This window comes from Pseudomonas sp. Rh2 (assembly GCF_040762985.1).
Lineage (GTDB): Bacteria > Pseudomonadota > Gammaproteobacteria > Pseudomonadales > Pseudomonadaceae > Aquipseudomonas > Aquipseudomonas taiwanensis.
Genome location: NZ_CP142890.1, coordinates 3729979 through 3747598 on the forward strand (window position 1 = coordinate 3729979; position 17620 = coordinate 3747598).

Annotated in this window: 28 protein-coding genes; 22 read left to right on the forward strand and 6 right to left on the reverse strand. The window is 59.8% G+C overall.

The genetic code is table 11. The annotated features are described in order from the left end of the window. Nucleotides 1-560: 560 nt before the first annotated feature. From VXM67_RS16985 to VXM67_RS17030, 10 genes are all read left to right on the forward strand, one after another. On the forward strand, nucleotides 561-977 hold the full coding sequence (locus VXM67_RS16985) for a hypothetical protein (protein WP_367237216.1): 417 nt from the start codon (nucleotides 561-563) through the stop codon (nucleotides 975-977). Next, nucleotides 974-1165: a hypothetical protein gene (locus VXM67_RS16990; RefSeq protein ID WP_367237217.1), complete on the forward strand. Its 192-nt coding sequence runs from the start codon at nucleotides 974-976 to the stop codon at nucleotides 1163-1165. The genes VXM67_RS16985 and VXM67_RS16990 overlap by 4 nt, the downstream gene beginning before the upstream one ends. Then, complete coding sequence (locus VXM67_RS16995) at nucleotides 1162-1377, forward strand: hypothetical protein (RefSeq protein WP_367237218.1); 216 nt, start codon at nucleotides 1162-1164, stop codon at nucleotides 1375-1377. Before VXM67_RS16990 ends, VXM67_RS16995 begins: the two co-directional genes overlap by 4 nt. A 283-nt stretch (nucleotides 1378-1660) precedes the next feature. Beyond that, nucleotides 1661-2785 (forward strand): hypothetical protein, encoded by a 1125-nt coding sequence (locus VXM67_RS17000; protein ID WP_367237219.1) that lies wholly within the window; start codon nucleotides 1661-1663, stop codon nucleotides 2783-2785. A 9-nt stretch (nucleotides 2786-2794) separates the two neighbouring features. Further along, nucleotides 2795-3556 (forward strand): ERF family protein, encoded by a 762-nt coding sequence (locus tag VXM67_RS17005; RefSeq protein ID WP_367237220.1) that lies wholly within the window; start codon nucleotides 2795-2797, stop codon nucleotides 3554-3556. Beyond that, the gene (locus tag VXM67_RS17010) at nucleotides 3540-4157 is read left to right on the forward strand and encodes a lambda exonuclease family protein (RefSeq protein ID WP_367237221.1); all 618 of its coding nucleotides are present in this window, start codon (nucleotides 3540-3542) and stop codon (nucleotides 4155-4157) included. Before VXM67_RS17005 ends, VXM67_RS17010 begins: the two co-directional genes overlap by 17 nt. Nucleotides 4158-4164: 7 nt before the next feature. Next, complete coding sequence (locus VXM67_RS17015) at nucleotides 4165-4677, forward strand: hypothetical protein (RefSeq protein WP_367237222.1); 513 nt, start codon at nucleotides 4165-4167, stop codon at nucleotides 4675-4677. Between the two features lie 3 nt (nucleotides 4678-4680). Then, nucleotides 4681-4875, forward strand: coding sequence for a hypothetical protein (locus VXM67_RS17020; RefSeq protein ID WP_367237223.1), 195 nt, complete (start codon nucleotides 4681-4683; stop codon nucleotides 4873-4875). A gap of 41 nt (nucleotides 4876-4916) precedes the next feature. Further along, a complete protein-coding gene (locus VXM67_RS17025; protein WP_367237224.1) occupies nucleotides 4917-5264 on the forward strand; it encodes a hypothetical protein in 348 nt (115 codons plus the stop codon). Next, nucleotides 5239-5601: a hypothetical protein gene (locus VXM67_RS17030; RefSeq protein ID WP_367237226.1), complete on the forward strand. Its 363-nt coding sequence runs from the start codon at nucleotides 5239-5241 to the stop codon at nucleotides 5599-5601. Before VXM67_RS17025 ends, VXM67_RS17030 begins: the two co-directional genes overlap by 26 nt. Here the strand turns inward: VXM67_RS17030 and VXM67_RS17035 are convergent. Next, the gene (locus tag VXM67_RS17035) at nucleotides 5598-5819 is read right to left on the reverse strand and encodes a hypothetical protein (protein WP_367237227.1); all 222 of its coding nucleotides are present in this window, start codon (nucleotides 5817-5819) and stop codon (nucleotides 5598-5600) included. The two genes, VXM67_RS17030 and VXM67_RS17035, sit on opposite strands and share 4 nt — an antisense overlap. 110 nt (nucleotides 5820-5929) lie before the next feature. Here VXM67_RS17035 and VXM67_RS17040 point away from each other — a divergent pair, with 110 nt between their 5' ends. Further along, on the forward strand, nucleotides 5930-6313 hold the full coding sequence (locus tag VXM67_RS17040) for a hypothetical protein (protein ID WP_367237228.1): 384 nt from the start codon (nucleotides 5930-5932) through the stop codon (nucleotides 6311-6313). Between the two features lie 30 nt (nucleotides 6314-6343). Here the strand turns inward: VXM67_RS17040 and VXM67_RS17045 are convergent, their stop codons facing one another. Next, nucleotides 6344-7147 carry a hypothetical protein gene (locus VXM67_RS17045; RefSeq protein WP_367237229.1) on the reverse strand — a complete coding sequence of 268 codons (804 nt, stop codon included), beginning with the start codon at nucleotides 7145-7147 and terminating at the stop codon, nucleotides 6344-6346. Nucleotides 7148-7199: 52 nt separating this feature from the next. On the opposite strand from VXM67_RS17045, the gene dcm reads away from it, so the two are divergent. After that, complete coding sequence (dcm, locus tag VXM67_RS17050) at nucleotides 7200-8657, forward strand: DNA (cytosine-5-)-methyltransferase (RefSeq protein WP_367237230.1); 1458 nt, start codon at nucleotides 7200-7202, stop codon at nucleotides 8655-8657. A gap of 8 nt (nucleotides 8658-8665) precedes the next feature. After that, nucleotides 8666-9361, forward strand: a complete 696-nt coding sequence (locus tag VXM67_RS17055; RefSeq protein WP_367237231.1) for a hypothetical protein — start codon at nucleotides 8666-8668, stop codon at nucleotides 9359-9361. A gap of 30 nt (nucleotides 9362-9391) precedes the next feature. On the opposite strand, the gene VXM67_RS17060 is transcribed toward VXM67_RS17055, so the two are convergent. Together VXM67_RS17060 and VXM67_RS17065 are read right to left on the reverse strand one after the other, a co-directional pair. Further along, nucleotides 9392-9634: a hypothetical protein gene (locus VXM67_RS17060; protein ID WP_104881522.1), complete on the reverse strand. Its 243-nt coding sequence runs from the start codon at nucleotides 9632-9634 to the stop codon at nucleotides 9392-9394. A gap of 23 nt (nucleotides 9635-9657) precedes the next feature. After that, nucleotides 9658-9954, reverse strand: a complete 297-nt coding sequence (locus VXM67_RS17065) for a hypothetical protein (protein ID WP_367237232.1) — start codon at nucleotides 9952-9954, stop codon at nucleotides 9658-9660. Between the two features lie 477 nt (nucleotides 9955-10431). On the opposite strand from VXM67_RS17065, the gene VXM67_RS17070 reads away from it, so the two are divergent. Genes VXM67_RS17070 through VXM67_RS17085 form a run of 4 tightly spaced genes read left to right on the forward strand, consistent with a single transcriptional unit; the run spans nucleotide 10432 to nucleotide 11766 of the window. Beyond that, nucleotides 10432-10737 (forward strand): hypothetical protein, encoded by a 306-nt coding sequence (locus VXM67_RS17070; RefSeq protein WP_367237712.1) that lies wholly within the window; start codon nucleotides 10432-10434, stop codon nucleotides 10735-10737. Continuing rightward, the gene (locus VXM67_RS17075) at nucleotides 10734-10997 is read left to right on the forward strand and encodes a hypothetical protein (protein ID WP_367237233.1); all 264 of its coding nucleotides are present in this window, start codon (nucleotides 10734-10736) and stop codon (nucleotides 10995-10997) included. The genes VXM67_RS17070 and VXM67_RS17075 overlap by 4 nt, the downstream gene beginning before the upstream one ends. Next, a complete protein-coding gene (locus VXM67_RS17080) occupies nucleotides 10994-11389 on the forward strand; it encodes a hypothetical protein (protein ID WP_027908132.1) in 396 nt (131 codons plus the stop codon). Before VXM67_RS17075 ends, VXM67_RS17080 begins: the two co-directional genes overlap by 4 nt. Then, nucleotides 11386-11766, forward strand: coding sequence for a phage protein NinX family protein (locus VXM67_RS17085; protein WP_367237234.1), 381 nt, complete (start codon nucleotides 11386-11388; stop codon nucleotides 11764-11766). The genes VXM67_RS17080 and VXM67_RS17085 overlap by 4 nt, the downstream gene beginning before the upstream one ends. 22 nt (nucleotides 11767-11788) lie before the next feature. Here VXM67_RS17085 and VXM67_RS17090 read toward each other — a convergent pair whose 3' ends face one another. Beyond that, entirely contained in the window at nucleotides 11789-12508 is a 720-nt protein-coding gene (locus VXM67_RS17090) for a hypothetical protein (protein ID WP_367237235.1), read from the reverse strand. A 34-nt stretch (nucleotides 12509-12542) separates the two neighbouring features. On the opposite strand from VXM67_RS17090, the gene VXM67_RS17095 reads away from it, so the two are divergent. The 4 genes from VXM67_RS17095 to pbpG all read left to right on the forward strand — a co-directional run bounded on the left by VXM67_RS17095 (nucleotide 12543) and on the right by pbpG (nucleotide 15568). Continuing rightward, complete coding sequence (locus VXM67_RS17095; protein WP_367237236.1) at nucleotides 12543-13094, forward strand: hypothetical protein; 552 nt, start codon at nucleotides 12543-12545, stop codon at nucleotides 13092-13094. Nucleotides 13095-13131: 37 nt separating this feature from the next. Next, on the forward strand, nucleotides 13132-13476 hold the full coding sequence (locus VXM67_RS17100) for a hypothetical protein (RefSeq protein WP_367237237.1): 345 nt from the start codon (nucleotides 13132-13134) through the stop codon (nucleotides 13474-13476). Continuing rightward, the gene (locus tag VXM67_RS17105) at nucleotides 13377-14510 is read left to right on the forward strand and encodes a tyrosine-type recombinase/integrase (RefSeq protein WP_367237713.1); all 1134 of its coding nucleotides are present in this window, start codon (nucleotides 13377-13379) and stop codon (nucleotides 14508-14510) included. The genes VXM67_RS17100 and VXM67_RS17105 overlap by 100 nt, the downstream gene beginning before the upstream one ends. A gap of 131 nt (nucleotides 14511-14641) precedes the next feature. Then, a complete protein-coding gene (gene pbpG, locus VXM67_RS17110) occupies nucleotides 14642-15568 on the forward strand; it encodes a D-alanyl-D-alanine endopeptidase (RefSeq protein ID WP_023381156.1) in 927 nt (308 codons plus the stop codon). 55 nt (nucleotides 15569-15623) lie between these two features. Here pbpG and VXM67_RS17115 read toward each other — a convergent pair whose 3' ends face one another. Beyond that, complete coding sequence (locus VXM67_RS17115; RefSeq protein WP_023381157.1) at nucleotides 15624-16058, reverse strand: hypothetical protein; 435 nt, start codon at nucleotides 16056-16058, stop codon at nucleotides 15624-15626. 199 nt (nucleotides 16059-16257) lie between these two features. Here VXM67_RS17115 and VXM67_RS17120 point away from each other — a divergent pair, with 199 nt between their 5' ends. Next, a complete protein-coding gene (locus tag VXM67_RS17120; RefSeq protein ID WP_023381158.1) occupies nucleotides 16258-17586 on the forward strand; it encodes a SidA/IucD/PvdA family monooxygenase in 1329 nt (442 codons plus the stop codon). The last annotated feature ends 34 nt before the right edge of the window (nucleotides 17587-17620 follow it).

A 17620-nucleotide genomic window follows, 5' to 3' on the forward strand; every position in this document is an offset into this window, starting at 1 on the left:
AGCCTGCAGGCATAGCAGGCCACCATCCCCGCAGGGCTCTGGTGCGATCAGGTGTGCCGCAATAGAACGGCATCCAAGCGGCGCGCATGCCTCGACAGATGCAGGAAGCGCGATACCGGGTGAGCGACCGGGGCCTGAGAGAGAACAGATTTCACTGGCTGGCCTTGGTGACAGGGCCAGACGGGAAATCAAAGAATCAACCGAGGCGAGATCATCAGGCTGCGCAATCCTCGGTAACGCGCAGCTGCACGGCCCGCCGGGCTCTGGTGCATGACAGCCGGAAAGACGGCCCGATGCCCTGCTCCCCATCGCAGGCTGTATCGGTGGCCACTCTGAACGCGAGTTGATCGCCGCGAATTGTGAGCGTGGGTAGCGTCTCGCCCATTGGTGAGGCGTCCCGACACCCGGTTTGCCCCGGAGAGTGGCCACCGATGCACCCCGCATCCCCTTCCCTTCAAATCGACCGCATTGGCAGGCGCCAGGCCACCTCTCAAGGTGGGTTTGGTCACCCGCGCCTGGCTCCTGGCCAATGCGGCCGCACAACCAACTAGGAGGACGCCATGGGCGCACTTCGAGCAGCACAATGGCGGTATGACCATGTTGAGCCGGAAGACGACTCGGCGTATCAGGAGGCGGCGCAGAACTGGATCGAGAGCAAGGCCGAGGAGCTGGTCGGCGGCTGTGATGTTCTGATTCCGCAGCGCTTTGGTGGCCCAGTTGGCGTTAGCCAAGAGCAGTTCGTCGCCAAGCTGGCCGAGCATCTTCGCGCCCTTCAAGAGGCTGAGAAGGACGACCTCAACGCCCTGGCCCTCCTCCTGCTCCAGGCTCAGGCCGGAGGCCCGGTGAAGAGCATGGTCCCTGACATCCTTGGCCCAAGCGACCACGTCGGCGGAAAGCTCTTCGAGATCGCCGAGTCGATGCTTGAAGGTTACGCCGAGCAAGGCGTGAAGCACGAGGCAGATGAGGCTCAGCTATGAGCCCTCACGTCCTGATCGACAATGAAATGGAGGCTCTAGCCGATCCATCTACGCCGGTGAGCTGGTCCGCGATGATCCAGAAGCAGCTCACCGAAATGATGGCCGACCAGCGCATCACCATCGAAGAGTTCAACCATTACTGCGGGCGCCTCAACAAGATCGTTGATGGGCGCAAGGAGGTTGCATGACCACTCCTATCTTCCCGTCGCTCATCGACGATCAGGTGGTCGAGGTTGCCCAGGCCGTGCCAGATGACCGCATCCTGCTGGTGTTCAAGGGCCTGACCATGGAGGACGCCATGAACCAGGCACGCCTCGCTCACATCGAGAACCCTGCGGCCTGGTCGGGCCGGGCCTACCTCTGCGGCATGTGCACGCTGGCCTATGAGGTCCGATCGTGACCCGCCAGCAAGCCCGCCGCTGGGCATTCTGGCGCGGCAGCTTCACCACCCTACTCATCTGCACCGCCTGGATGCTTGCGAGCGCCTGGGCCGGCTGCATCACTTCCTGAATCACACGCACCCGAGCACGGCGGGCCTTCGGGATAACCGTACCCCTTCGGGAGCGTAAGCGGCGAGAGCGCGCAATCATCCACCGCAGCCAGGGCCTGGTGGCACCTCCAATCCGGGTGACCTGGCATTTCCCCTTTCAACTGACGGCGCCGGCCAGGCGCGAGGTTTTCTAATGTCCGCAGAACAGAAACTGATCGCGATCGAAGAGATCAGCGAGGAGAACGCCCCGGCCATCTACGTGGCCGGCGGCCTGAAGCAATTTATCGACCTGGTGAAGGCTGAGGTCGAAGGCGAAGTGCCCGACCTAACCACCCGCAAGGGCCGCGAGCGCATCGCCAGCCTGGCCGCCAAGGTCAGCAAGTCGAAGACCGCCGTCGAGAAGCCGGGCCGCGACTACCTGCGTCGGCTGAAGGAAATGCCGAAGGTGGTCGAAGCCGAGCTGCGCGAGTTCGTGACCAAGATGGACACGCTGCGGGACGAGACGCGCCGGCCACTCACCGAATGGGAGGCCGCCGAGGACGCCCGCATTGATCGCCACAACGACCGCCTGGACTGGCTGCGCAATCGTGACGATGGCCTGGATGCTCTGGAGGCGACGGACATCAAGGATCGCATCGCTTCTGTCGAAGAAGTGGTGATCGGGCCTGAGTGGGAAGAGTTTGAAGCTGAAGCCGCTCGCGAGAAGGATAAAGTCCTGAATGCCTTGCGTGCCGGCCTGGCCAAGCGCGAGAAGTACGACGCCGAGCAAGCCGAATTGGCCCGCCTGCGCCGCGAAGCAGAAGAGCGCGCCGAGCAGGATCGCATTCGGGCAGCCCAGGAGGCCGCCGTCGAGGCCGAGCGCCAACGCGTGGCCCAGCAGCAGCAAGCAGAACGCGAAGCGGCAGCCCGTCGTGAACAGGAACTGCTTGACCAGGCCGCTGCGCAAGAGCGCGAAGCCGAGAATCAGCGTCTGCAGCTCAAGTTGCAGGCTGAGCAAGCCGAGCGTGCACGGATTCAGGCCGAGGCCGACCGCGTTGCCGCCGAGCAGCGGATGGAGCAAGAGCGCCAGGCGGCAGCCCGCCGGCAAGAGGAGGCAGCCGAGCAGGCCCGCCAGGAAGAACGCCGCCGGGCAGATGCAGCTGCCGCCGAGATCGTGCGCCAGCAGGAAGCCCGCGAGCGCGATGTCGCACACCGCCGCAGCATCAACCGGGCCGCCCTGGACGCCTTCGTCGCCGGCGGCATGACCGAAGAGTGCGCCAAGCAGGCGATCACCCTGATCGCAGAGCGCAAGATCCCGAACATCGCCATTTCCTACTGAGGTCTTCCCATGAGCAGCACGATCATTGTGCCGGAGCAGCGCCGCCAGGTGGCCGCGCCCCCGCAGGCCGACAGCAGCATCCTGGCCGTAATCAGCCGGGCAGCCACCGACCCAAACTGCGACATCGACAAGCTTGAGCGCCTGATGGCGATGCACGAGCGTATGCAGGCCCGCGACGCTGAGGCCGAGTTCAACGCGGCAATGGCGGCCATGCAGAGCGATATCCCGAGCATCGCCGAGCGCGGCGCCATCGTCGTGAATGGCCAAAAGCGCAGCGACTACGCCACCTTTGAAGACATCAACGATGTGATCAAGCCGATCATGCAGACGCACGGTTTCGCGATCACCTTCAAGGTCGAGAACGTGCCGGCTGGCCTAAGCGTCACCGGCATCCTGATGCACCGGGCCGGACACCGCGAGAGCACAACCATGCTGCTCCCGCTCGACACCAGCGGCAGCAAGAACGCTGTCCAGGCGGTCGGCTCGTCCACCAGTTACGGCAAGCGCTACGTCATGAGCGCCCTGCTCAACCTCACCACCCGCGGCGAGGATGATGACGGCCACGCAGCCGTGCCAACGGCGAACGTCACTAGCGTGCAGGCGGCCGGCATCAGCGCCCTGCTCGATCGCTGCACCCAGAAGACCCGCGACTGGTTCACCGGCGAATACGGTTCGGCCGAATGCGTGCCGAAGGGTCGCCACGACATCCTGGTCGCGCAACTGAACAAGGCCATCAGGGCCGCGGAGGCCGCAAATGCAGATCATCAGTGATGTCGAGCAAGGCACTCAGGCCTGGCTGGACCTGCGCCTGGGCATCATCACCTGCAGCGAGCTGGATTGCCTGCTGGTGAATGGCAAGGGCGAGGCAGGTTTCGGCGCCGGCGCCTTCACCTACATGAACACCCTGATCGGTGAGCGCATCACCGGTGAGGCAGCTGATCCCTTCACCGGCAATCGCCATACCGAGCGCGGCCACGAACTGGAAGGCACCGCCCGGGGCCTGTACTGCGACCGCGAGGACGTCCAGCCCCATCAGGTGGGGATCATCCTGAACCATGGCATTGGCTACTCACCAGACGCCCTGGTCGGCGACAACGGCCTGACCGAGATCAAGACCAAGCTGCCGAAGCTGCAGGTCGACGTGATCCTGGGTGGCGAGATCCCAAAAGAGCATGTCGCTCAGTGCCAGGGTGGCCTGTGGGTGTCCGAGCGCGAGTGGATCGACTTCATCTGCTACTGGCCGGGCATGCCGCTGTTCGTGAAGCGCGCCTACCGGGATGAGGCGATGATCCGCAAGCTGTCAGAGCGCGTGAAAACCTTCTACGAAATCCTCGACGAGCGCATGAATCGCGTGCTCGGAATCGCAGCATGAGGTGAGCATGAACCAATCAATCGACCTGGAGGCAGCGAAGGCTGCCTTCTTCGCATCTGGCGGCCAGCTGGTCGTGCTGGAGGGCTTCGAATACGTGCCATTTCGGCAGCGCAAGCATCCCGAACCAAAGCCAAAGCGGGCCAAGCCAATCAATCAGGAGCGCGGCGGCGAGCGCAAAAGCCGCGCCAAGGCCCGCACAGCCAAGATCGAAGAGCTCGCCAAGACCATGACTTGTGGTGAGGTCGCAGAGCTCCTGGGCGAAACCAAGACCGCTCTCTGGGGCGTGGCGGCGCGGGGAGGATTAAGGTTCTTCAGCCCGCCGAAACCGTCCAGACCGGCGAAGGTAAATGCCGAACCGAGCCAGGAGGATCGCGACTTGGCCGACAAGATCATTGCCATGCGTGATGCTGGCAAGTCCAGATGCCGGACCACGTCTGAGCTGGGTATCGGCAACTGTCGTCTTGTGCGGATCCTCGATGAGTTCGGCATTGATTTTCCAGTTCAGCGGCGCCAGGGGTAGGCCATGAGCGAGCACGGCGAGCACCCCAGCGTCTACTACCTTGGCCGGGAATGCCGCCGAAACGGTGGCGGCAAGATGGCCAACCCATTCGCCTATCACACGTTCCACGGTGCCTGGTTCTTAGCGGGCTGGAACGACATGGACCTTGAAATTGAGCAGAAAAATCCGAAGCGCGCTGCAAAGAACAAGGCGGCGTGAGCATTTCCACCTTCCACCAAGTGGCCTGCAGGAGGTCGAGCATGGCATCCCTTTTCGACGCATCGATTCGCAAGCCGGTCCGAAAGCTGTACATCACCCGCAGCGGCGGCCAGTACCGGCCTGATGATGTGGCCCTGGCATTCGCGCTGAGCCTGCGCATGCACGACAGCGCGGATCACCTGCGCAGGCTGGCCCGGCGCCTGGTCGACAAGGTCTGCCTGGAGCACCAGCCGAACATGAAGCGCCTGGCCCGCGAGCCGGACGATGCCAAGGTGTTCGACGCCGCGCTCAAGATCATCAACCGGGTGTGCGACCTACTCGACATCGGGCCTGGCACCCGCTTTGTGCGCAATGGAGGCGATGATGGCTCTGACGCAGAAGCAGCGTGACGAAAAGCGCAGGACCAAGGCCGAGCGCTTGCAGGAAGAAGACCTGCGCATGAAAGCCCGCCCGGGCACCCGCCAAGCCCTGGCCGAAATCATGGAATGGGCCCAGGTCGAGGAAAACGGCGAGGCCATGACCCTGCTGATCCACCGCATCCATGAATTAGGGCCTGAAGCGGCCCGCCACTTCCTGAGTGCTCCGCGCCACGAAATCGTTGTCTCTGATTTTGTGGCGCGAAGGCTTGATCAATTCCGAGTCAGTCGGGAACTACATGCGCCTGGGCTGTTGCTTGGGGACGACCCAGATGATACGGGCTTGCTGTTACTCGCAAACCGTAATTAGCAAAGGTCAATGCCTGAATGCGATCGGCGCACTTTCCGAAGCACTGACTGCAAGGCCTGCTCGATCTGCTGACGCTTTTCATAGTCAAGGCTTGTAGAAAACAACGCGCTTGAGATTTTGCTCTCCAGTCCTCTCATTGGGCCTGAGTTCTTATCTACCTCCTGAGCAAGCAGGCAAACCAGATACTCAAGAGCCTCAACACGATCTTCTAAATCCACATCAATCTCCTTTGCGGCCCCATGCCGGTCACCCGTAATACCCCATCCCAAACCAAATTGCCACCATGCCGCATCCGGCCACGGAGGGCGGCGCATGCATGGAGAAAGCCATGAGCAACTACAACTGCGACTACGTTCGCCGCCATTACGACGTGCCGGCCGAGATCGGGCGCCGCGTGATCGCCAACGGTGAGCCAGGCATCATCATGGCAGACCGTGGCCACTATATCGGCGTGATCCTCGACAGCGACCCGAAGAAGCGCATCCGCAACTACCACCCCATCTGGGAAATGCAGTACGGCGAGATGGCCGAAAAGCTGCCGCTGAAGCGCTACCAGGTGCTAGTCGCCGGCTGGGACTGGTGGGACATCACCAATCGAACAATCGTCGATGTGTTCGCAAGCACGCCATCGCAGGCCAAGTACAAGGCCTACGAGCGCTGCGAATACCACGACATCGAGTGCATGTTCGGCTTCAAAGTTCGCCGGGCCTGACCCTCCGGCGCTGCCCGCCAGCGCCTTCCCCTATTCAACGTTTTCGACCTGGCTTCGTGCAGCTAGTAGAGATCTCTCACGCATTTTATTAATCAGTTCCGAGTGAAACGGGATCAAGCAATCATCAACTTCTTTCTTCCAAAACCCATACCTATCAAGAACGTCATAATATTTATCCTCTCCGCTAAATATAAAGACGTAGAACAGAATAGAGCGCTCTTCAAGAATTAGCTGAGTTCTAAGAGCGTGAAACGCAAACTTCTTATCTTTTTCGGAAGCGCTTTTCTCAATATACTCAATGGTCAACGCAACTGTCTCGTAATAGTTTGCAAACCCAACCCAAAAATCCTTCCTCCACCTTTTAAATTCTCGCTTCGAATGTTCATATATGGTGGATTGTTCCCGATCCAAACCAACGAATCGGTGGTGTAGCGCCCACCATGCGTACGCTATAGCTCGGTGTCCTTCATAGATTTTCCCATCGGCAGTAATTGGTGGCGTTCCGAAAAATTTAAGCGAAGCAATTGATGCATGCAACAGAGAAAGAAGATGAAAGAGCCTACTATCAAACTCTTCGTTTACATGCCTTCTATCTGCCTTCTCAGAATCAATTCTCTGCATTCTCAAGGTAAGCAACAATCCGGTAAACGCAAAGAAAGAAAGCGTTGGATTAAGCAACCCCCCTACATAGTCTCCGAATTGCCCCCAGACATCCTGCTTTGTCGATACATCCGTGGAAAAGTTGTGAAAGTAGGCATAAAGAACTCCGAACACCATCACCACCGCCACACTTAAAGCAATTAGATAATGGCCATCCCCTTTTTGCAATTTCACAAAAGTTTCCTCCAATTTCTGAGTCAGGCGACTATACCGGCCAGGAGCCACCATGCATATAACCTACGGAAGCGTCTGCAGCGGCATTGAAGCTGCGACCGAGGCCTGGCATCCGCTGGGCTGGCTTGCCGACTGGTACGCCGAGATCGAGCCTTTCCCATGCGCCGTGCTGGCCTACCACTACCCCGAGACGCCGAACCACGGCGACATGACCCGCCTGGCAGCCATGGTGCTGTCCGGCAAGATTCCGGCGCCCGAGGTGCTGGTCGGCGGCACGCCCTGCCAAGCGTTCAGCGTGGCTGGCATGCGGGAAGGCCTGAACGATCCCCGCGGCGCACTCACCATCAAATACGTGGAGCTGCTCGATGCAATTGACCATGTTCGAACCATGCGCGGTGAACCCGAGGCCGTCTGCACCTGGGAAAATGTCCCCGGCGTCCTCTCCGACAAAGGCAACGCGTTTGGCTGCTTCCTCGGCGCCCTGGTGGGCGAATCCGAAGAACTCCAACCGCCAGGGGGCAAATGGAAGGACGCTGGTTGTGTGTATGGACCCACGCGAACAGCCGCATGGCGGATTCTGGATGCCCAATATTTCGGCCTGGCCCAACGACGCCGTCGTGTGTTCGTTGTCGCAAGTGCTCGAGCAGGGTTCGATCCCCTCGAAGTACTTTTTGAGCGCGAAGGCATGCGCCGGGATACTCCGCCGCGCCGAGGCGAGGGGCAAGGCGCTGCCGGAACAATTACGGCAAGCACTGGAGGCGTCGACGATAACGACGCCCGAGATGGCCGCCTGACTGCATTCGGCGGGAACAATACCGCCGGGCCGATTGATGTTGCGCCCGCTCGCAACGCATGCGCCAGCGCCAGCGCCAGCGGGCGGATGGACTTCGAATCCGAAGCTTTTATTGTGAGCGGCACACTCCAGGCCAACGGCAAGGCGGCCGGCAGCGCCACCCAACAGGATGCAGAAAGCGGAATGCTGGTCGTGCACGGCACGCAAGACCCATGCGTCATTGATGATCAAGCCTTCGCCCTGGGCCGAAACAGCGGCCAGGAGAATGCGTTACTCGCCTTCAGTTGCAAGGATCAGGGCGCTGATACAGGTGAGATCACCCACACATTGAAGGCCGGGGGCTTCGACGCGAGCGAAGACGGCACAGGTCGCGGCCAGCCAATCGTCGCCCACGCGATTCAGGCCGGCGCGTTGCGCGAGAACCCATCCAGCGGACCGGATGGCGTGGGAGTTCAGGCCGACCATGCCTACACCCTCGAAGCTCGGGCGGAGGTTCAAGCGGTGCAGGCAAATGCCCAAGTACGCCGACTCACGCCGCGTGAGTGCGAATTGCTCCAAGGCTTCACCGGCGACCACACCCGCATCCCCTATCGCGGCAAGTCAGCCGATGAATGCCCTGACGGCCCGCGCTACAAGGCCATCGGCAACAGCAAGGCCGTCTTCGTCGTCCGCTGGATCGGCCAGCGTATCCAACAACAACTTGAACGTCTCGCTTGAGGTTACCCATGCCCACAGAAAACAAAGTTGATTGCCCCGCGCTACACAAGCGCAGCAGCAGCTATCCGTTTGGCGATCGAGTGCCGCGCACGGTCCGGATGCTGAAGACTGTCACCGCCGACCCTATGCCGGGCATCGGGCTCGCCTACATCAAGGGCGATGCGCCGGTGGCTAAAGCAGGTCAAACCTATCCCGTTTGGACGAATAGCCACGGTGCCGTCACAGCAATCATGGAAGACGGTACCCGGCTCGGACTGCGCCCGGCAGAGTTCGAGGTCGATACCTGGCACCACCTTGCAACTGAGCCCGGCCCACAACACGCCGAGCCTATAGCCTGGATGGTTGGTACTGCCTTCTGGTGGACCAAAGATGAGGCAGAGCGGGATGCGGAGGCGACTGGGCTGCCGATTGTCCCTGTTGGGCCTTTGGTATCCATCCCTGACGGATATTGCCTGATGCCCAAGCGGCTCACGGCCGAGAACGGCGCCAAGGCCCTGCTGCTCGGTGAGTTCAAGCTGGAGGTCACCCAGGAATGCCCGGAATGCCGCGAACTGGATGAGCCGGTAGAAGGCTGCGAGATATGCGATGGCGAGGGTGAGTACGGCCAGCGTCACACGATCCCATGGGAACTCATCAAATACATCTACAGCGAGGCCGTAAAGGGTCTCGCTCTCCAGCCACGCCGGTCGGTAGCAAATCCCTGATCGGAGCCCATTTGTACTCCGGACGGCGCCTCAATCCGTTTTCGCCACACCATTGGGGGAGCAGGCAGCAAGACTGCTCACCGATACGTTGAGCTCACGAATCGAAGCTTCCACTTGTGATGTATCCACCCACCATTCAGGCGCTTCCTTCGTAAGAATGCCAATCGCAGTGAGTCTCAGCAGTTCTGGATGGATTCCCAGCTGCTCGGCTGCAGCCATCAGAGACAGAAGAGCCTGACGAAGCTGGATGTCGGATTCTTTCGGCAGATCCATGGTTTGGGCCTCTATCACTCCTATCACCCGCTGGCGGTAATGAAGTTTGCTGCATGTGCTCTAGTGGCCAATTTCCGTGCATAACCGACCCCCCAGGCAAGGGCTCTAGTCATCGTTTCGTTCGGTCTTGAATCAAAGGACTCCTCGTAAATCGCCACGCCGGCGGGAGCGTAGACGCCGATAAACATCTGGGTACTGCCTGTTCGCGACAGTCGCACCTGGACATCGATGTAAGTCCCATCACTGAGCGTCTCCTCGTGAGACCGGTGATGAAGCGTTGGGTCGGCCCAATCCCAAAAAACGTCACCGCGAATCCTCATGCCAAACTCCTACGACTTTCGTCTTATTAATCTCCATCCCCCACCATAGCCCCCTCTACCACTAGCACGAACAAATACTTCAGAAATGCGCGGTGAATCGGACCATCGGGCCCGATAGCTATACCCAATCATCTTTCTGTACAACTTATGCCGCGATATGGCGGCCAAGGAATCGTCATGCCCGAGAAAAGTGGAATCACCCTCAACCGTGCGGCACAGGAGGTTGTGCTTGAGCGCCAGCGGCAGGTCAGCGGGGAAGGCTACTCGCTGTACCGCGATGATGGCTATGTCAACGGCGAGCTCGCCAGGGCCGCAAGCGTCTATGCCCGACTCTCCGGCCAGCCTGGAACCATGAGCACCGACTGGCCATGGGCGCCGGAAGCTTTCAAGCCAAGCGCAGATCGTCGACGCGACCTGGTGAAAGCTGGTGCGCTGATCCTTGCGGAGATCGAACGCCTCGACCGCCAGAGCCTGATCATGCCGGCATTGGTTCGCCGTGACGAATACGGGATGTTCCAGCACCCTGACCTGCCCGATTTCGACGAGGGCGACGTCGAGAAAATCAAGGCTTGGGTCGCTCAGCAGGGACTTGAGGTGGTCCGAGTCGAACTCGAAACCGACGCACCGGAGGACATCGCGGAACGCTACTTCGAGTCTGGCGACCCCGATTGCAGCTGCTGGGATCCCAGTAAGCCAGATGGTGATGGCTGGTTCTGCCTGGCCATCTACGACACAGACGACGGGCCATCATGCTGGTGGGGTCGTCGAGTGGTGACGCCATGACCCGCCTCGCCCTCTGCCTCCTGCTGCTGGCCAACGGCGCCAGCGCAGCACCACAGCCCCAAGAGAACGTCATCGACGTACAGCACGACAGCCAGCGCGGAGTCACCTGCTATCTGCTGAATGGGGTCGGCATCAGCTGCATCCCCGACAGCCAACTGCAGGCCGGCAACGAGCGCCAGCTCTCCCCGCACGAAACCCAACCCGAACCTACACCCGCTCTGGCGCCTGGGCGCTGGATTGATGAGAGGTATGAGCTGTGACAAAAGCCACCCGCAAAGATGTGCTCGACGAAATGACCAAGGAAGATTTGGTGGACTGGATCAGGTCGCAGCACTTTTTCATCAAGCCCAAGAAGAGCGATGTTCTGTACCTGCGCTGGCATCGACAATCGGCCGCCGTTATCGATGAAATGGAGAAGGAAAACCGTTCACTTGATCACCTCGACTTCGGCGAGCGTGATCGCCTGGCCAAGCAATTCAACGCGTCAAAAGACCCGAATGAGCGCCTTCGGCTGATCGAGAAGATCGAGCCATATGACAAGGCCATGAGGGACCATCTGAGCCGATCCGAGGCGATTAACCGCAAGCAGAAGCGAGTGGATGCTCTTTACGAGCAGATCGATGTGGAGCGTCGGAAGGAGCAGCGCGCATGACCGACCTGATCGAAGTGAAGACGGCCAGGTTGATCGGCGCGCCTCTGGACTGGGCCGTGGCCAAAGCCAGCGGCGCAGGCGACATTGCCACCACAGGGCGCGGGGTGAGCTGCATCTACGACACGCCCGAAGGGGGCTGCTGGACGAATCTCTATCAGCCGTCGAAGGACTGGAGCCAGGGCGGCCTGCTGATCGACAAACACTCTGGAACATCGCAGCACGTCCACGGGCTACCGGACGATGTCTGCTACGCAGGCGGCCCTGCCGGCGCCGGAGTCTGGTGCTACGGCCCAACGGCACTGATCGCATTCTGCCGCGGCCTCGTTAACCACAAGCTCGGCGATACCGTCCAGGTGCCGAAGGAGCTGATGCCATGATCCTGCCCCTGATGTACATGGCCTACCTGATCGACTTTGAAATCCGCCAACCGTCAGTAGGCTCTACCACCATCAATGAGGTGTCCTTATTTAAAAGTAAGATTTTACCGTTGGCTGAATCGACGACGAAGTGAACTTCCGCAAAGCCCTCTTTATAAGCCTTCATCATTTTCGCCCTATTGTTATCCGCTAGCTCCTCCGCATACTCCTGAGCGTGAACAATTGGAAACCCGACCAATACTGAGTAGGACAGCACAGAAAATAGAGCCACATTAAAAACTTTGAATATCACATGACCACTAGATACTGGATGCATGCAGTTCGCAGCCGCAACCACTAGGCTCAGCAACGTCCAAGACATTACCCAGTAGCTTTTATAAACTGAACCCCACGCGCCATTAGAATACTCGTCGTAGAAAATAATTACAGCAAACAGCGCAAAGAATGGGTAGCAAACAATGCGAGCCATCCACAGCAAATGCTGCTCGGTTACTACTGGACTCTGGGTGACGACAACTAAAACCACCAGTCCGATAGCGCCATATACTGCATTCCAAATCCCCCTAACCACAAACTCAATAAATGTGAAGCAGCTCAAAAACCAACGAGCATCGAAAAACTCTAAATAGGCTGAGCTATAAAAATAGCCAGCGCAGAAGGCCACCCCCAAAAATAGAACAGAGCAACCCGCAAGCTTACCGAGAAAATCAATCAGATTAGAAAGCTCACCACTATTACCCATAACCTTCCCTGAATTTTTTCATTGAGTGACGCTTATGATTATTGATGACGTCATGACTGACAAGATCACACTACACGGCCTGGGCTTCGTTCAGGTCCAGCTGCAGGGCGAGCAGCGCCTGCACGTTTGGCACCCCGAGCTGCCCCGCCGCAGTTGCTTCGAGCACTCGGCGATCCACGACCACAGGTTCAATTTCGTATCTCGGATCTTGGTCGGCCAACAGATAAATCACTGCTACGACATGCGCCGGCTGGATGACGGTGAATTCGTTCTGTATTTGCATGAAGGTCAGCGCCAGGCCGGCGGCGGGCGCCCTTGGACACCAGATGGCCGCGCCAACATGGTGCGCCACTCGACTTGCACGATTGCAGCCGGCGACGTGTACACCACCAGGGCCTACGAGTACCACCGGACCGAGCCAGGCGGTGACGGCCGAGTTGCCACCATCATGCAGAAGCGCGGCGAGTACCCCGCCGGCGCCCACTCAACCTGCCGTTACGGCGTCCAGCCGGACACAGACTTCGATCGCTACCAATGGCCCGCCGCCCGACTCTGGGAAGTCGTGCGCGACGTGCTGCTGGCCTGACCACCAACCTGCCGCCACCGGCGGCGTGGAGACCATCATGCAAAACGAAGAACGCCAGCCGGTGGCCTATGTATCCGACAAGGTCCCGGAGGACAAAATGGCCGAGCTGGTAGGCACGACCAAGCGGGCCTTGGAAGGCAAGCGAAGCCGCGGAGTGATCCCCGAGGGGGTCTGGAAGAAGATCGACGGCCGGATTTTTTACAGCATCAGGAGATACGAAGCGTGGCTGGAAGGAAGCTGGGGCTACCCACTGGAGTCGAATTCATCGGTAAATCAATCCGGATCCGTTTTACTTGGAACGGTGAGCGTCGGTCCGAAACTCTCGCGTATCCCCAAACCGCCAAGGGGATCAAAGCGGCAGCCGATCTACGCGCTCAAGTAGTCAGCCTGGCCAAGCACGGTGTTCTGGACGAAAAGCGGTATGCCGAGTTGTTTCCTGGTTCGAGCTATACAGCGCCGGCCAACGAACTGATGTTTGGCGAGTATGCCCAAAGCTGGCTGAACAGTCTGGAGGTGGTGCACGACACCCGAGTTAACTACAAAGGTTTGATGAACAACTACTGGATGCCCCATCTGGCGACACTGCCTATCAGGGCGGTCACGCCGATGGTGCTAAGGGAGGTGGTTGCGAAAACCGAGTGGAAAAGCTCGACAGTCAAGCGCGCAGCAATCGCCCGGGTCAAGGCGATGTTTCGAGCAGCTGTGTATGACGAGGTGGTAGACAGGAACCCGGCAGCATCGATCCAGCTGCCGCTGAAGAACAAGAAACAGGTGGACCCTTTCACGGTTGAAGAAGCGGAATCGCTGATTGAATGGATGTACGAGAATTTCTCCCGGTGCAATCAGGTATTCGCGGCGTTCTATGAGTTCGCCTTTTACACCGGGATGCGAACGGGGGAAATCATGGCACTGCGCTGGGATGAGATCGACTTTGAGAAGAAGACGGCTCACGTCTGCCGGATCGTGGTCGAGAAGAAGGTGGTCGAGCGGACCAAAACCAAATACACCCGCACTGTGATGTTGAATAGCCGGGCCTTGGGCGCGCTAGTAAAGGCCAGGGATATCGCGCACTACCGTTCCAAGCAAAAACGCCGGGTGTCGACCGAGTCCCCGTTCATCTTCCAGCCAGCTGGCTCGTCGCCACACATCACCGTACCCGAGACCGCCGGTAAGCACTTCAACCAGGCGGTTGAAGCGAAGGGCTTCAAGCATCGCCCCCAGTACAACTGCCGGCACACTTATGCCACGATGTGCCTCATGTCAGGGATGAATCCGGCATTCATTGCAGGGCAGCTTGGACACTCGGTGCAGGTCCTTCTCTCGACCTATGCCAAATGGCTGAATTCCGCCAACGACTGGGCCGAACTGGCGAAGCTGGAAGCGAACGTAATTGGTACAGAATTGGTACAGGATTAAATTTCGTTCACTTTGCGCCCTTTAGATATAAGGCATTCGACAGCCGTTCAGCCATACTCCAAAATGCAGCGGTTTTTTGGGGGAAAACCCTTGCACAGCCAACGACATACCAACATTTAGTGAGCCTCAACGTGAAAACATCCCTGTCCATCCTCAGCCTGATGCTGTTGCTCACAGGAACCGCGACCCTCCCGTCGACCGCTGCTGCACAACCCCCGGCCCAGGTTCAACGCGACCCTTCCAAGCTGCACCTGGCCTCTGGCAGCGCCCTGCTGATCGACCTGAACACCAACCAGGAACTGTATTCGAGCCACGCCGACCGCGTGGTACCCATTGCCTCGGTGACCAAACTGATGACGGCGATGGTGGTGCTGGATGCCAAGCTGCCCATGGATGAAATGCTCACCATGACCATCGCCAACAACCCGGAAATGAAAGGCGTCTATTCGCGTGTGCGCCTGGGCAGCCAGCTCAACCGCCGCGAAACCTTGCTGATTACCCTGATGTCGTCGGAGAACCGTGCCGCGACCACGTTGGCCAACTACTACCCAGGAGGCTACCCGGCCTTCATCAAGGCCATGAACGCCAAGGCCCGTAGCCTGGGCATGGCGCACACCCGCTACGTCGAGCCAACGGGCCTGTCGACCCAGAACGTCTCGACCGCCCGTGACCTGGCCAAGCTGCTGATGGCTTCACGCAAGTACCCGATGCTGAGCGAGCTGTCGACCACCCGGGAAAAGACCGTGGCGTTCCGCAAGCCCAACTACACGTTGGGCTTTCGCAACACCGACCATCTGGTGAACAAAAGCAACTGGGACATCAAGCTGACCAAGACGGGCTTCACCAACGAGGCCGGCCATTGCCTGGTGCTGTTGACCCGGATGGACAATCGCCCAGTGGCCATGGTGATTCTCGACGCCTTCGGCAAGTACACTCACTTCGCCGATGCCAGCCGCATGCGCCAATGGCTGGAAACTGGCGCGGCCAAGCCGGCACCGGCGGTGGCCATGCAGTACAAGTCCGAGCGCCAGAACAAAGGGCGCGTGGCGGCAGACTGAGTATCGATTGGGCTGACAGCAGCAAGTCAGCCCTTTTCACTGCCAGCAACGCCCCTCAAGCCTGGGTGCTGACGATACCGCCCGCGCTGCTGCCACCGGTTTCCTGAAGCGCTTCGAGCAACTGTGCGGTGGCCCGCAGGATCTCACCATTGATCGTGGTGATGCTGGCCTGCTTGGCACTGGCCTGCGCAAGCTTGGCGCTCTCGTCCATATCCTTGGCCATGATCGCGGCCAGTTGCTTCTGCTGCTCGGCCAATTGCTTCTGCAAGTCCTTGATCATTTGACGCAGTTGCTTGATGGCAGCCGACTCGCCGCTGCCCTCGCCGCCCTGGGCCCCTTGCGCACCCTGCGCCTGGCCATTGCCGGTGATTTTCGACGTGTCGACCTGAGTGGTCGAGCGGTCCTCGGTTGCGGCTGTTTCGCTGCTTTGATTGGCAGCCTGGGCCTGAGCCGAAACGTTGTTGACGGTGACGGCGCTGATTCCGACCATGAGATTTCCCTGCCTTTGAAGTGGGTCCTTGGGTTGGCCTACCTATCGGCCCAGCGGCTCAGAACTTTAGGCCGGCGCGCAAACACCCTACGCCGCCTTAAGTAAATTCCTCCACACGTGGCTCGTTCCAACCCATGTACTCGCGCAGGAGCCGGAGCCCCGGCGGGCGTCCACATTCGACCATTATGGAATCGCAGCCATGAGCCAGTCTTCAAACCCGGAAACAATCAAAGACCTGATAGGCGTGGGCTTCGGCCCGTCCAACCTGGCCCTGGCCATCGCCCTGGAGGAGCTCGCCCAGACCCAGGGTCACGCCCTGGATGCCCTGTTCATCGACAAGCAGAAAGACTATCGCTGGCACGGTGAGACCCTGGCTACCCAGAGCGAGTTGCAGATCTCTTTCCTCAAGGACCTGGTGTCCCTGCGCAACCCCACCAGCCCTTACAGCTTCGTCAACTACCTGCACCAGAAGCAGCGACTGGCCGACTTCATCAACCTCGGCACCTTCTACCCCTGCCGACTGGAGTACAACGACTACTTGCGCTGGGCTGCCGAGCATTTCGCCACTCAGGCGGCCTATGGCGAGGAAGTGCTGCGCATCGAGCCTGAAGTGAATGCCGGTCGAGTCGAACACCTGCGTCTGGTGTCTCGCGATGCACAGGGCCGCGAATACAGTCGCCGCACGCGCGCGGTGGTGGTCGGCAGTGGCGGCACGCCAAAAATCCCGGAGAAATTCGGCGCGTTCAAGGACGATCCCCGGGTCTTCCACCACTCCCAGTACCTGAGCAGTCTGAACCAGCTGCCTTGCACCGAAGGCAAGCCGATGCGCATTGCGGTGATCGGCTCGGGCCAGAGCGCCGCCGAAGCCTTCATCGACCTCAACGACAGCTATCCGTCGGTCAAGGTCGACATGGTGCTGCGCGGTTCGGCACTCAAACCGGCCGATGACAGCCCGTTCGTCAACGAGATCTTCTCGCCGGACTACACCGACCTGGTCTACAACGAACCGGCCGACCAGCGCAGCAAACTCTTGGGCGAATACCACAACACCAACTATTCGGTGGTCGACCTCGATCTGATCGAGCGCATCTACGGCATTCTCTATCGCCAGAAGGTGTCCCACCAGTTCCGCCACAATGTGCTGTGCCGCCGCAATGTGGAAGCCGTGGTGGCCACCCGCGAGGGCATCGAACTGACCCTGCGTGACCTGGCCACCGGCCAGCAGCAGACCCACCGCTACGATGCGGTGATCCTCGCCACTGGCTACGAGCGCCGCTCGCACCGCGACCTGCTGGCACCCTTGGCTGGCTACCTGAACGACTTCAGCGTCGACCGCAACTACCGCGTACTGGCCAGCCCAGACCTGCAAGCCTCCGTCTACCTGCAAGGCTTCTGCGAAAACAGCCACGGCCTGAGCGACACGTTGCTGTCGGTGCTGCCGGCCCGCGCGGCGGAAATCGGCCAGTCGCTTTACCAGGACCTGGCCCGCCAGTACGGCAGGACACACGCGGCTGCCGCCAGCGCCTGAACCTCGCCATAGGCCTTAGCAGCCGGCATGTCGC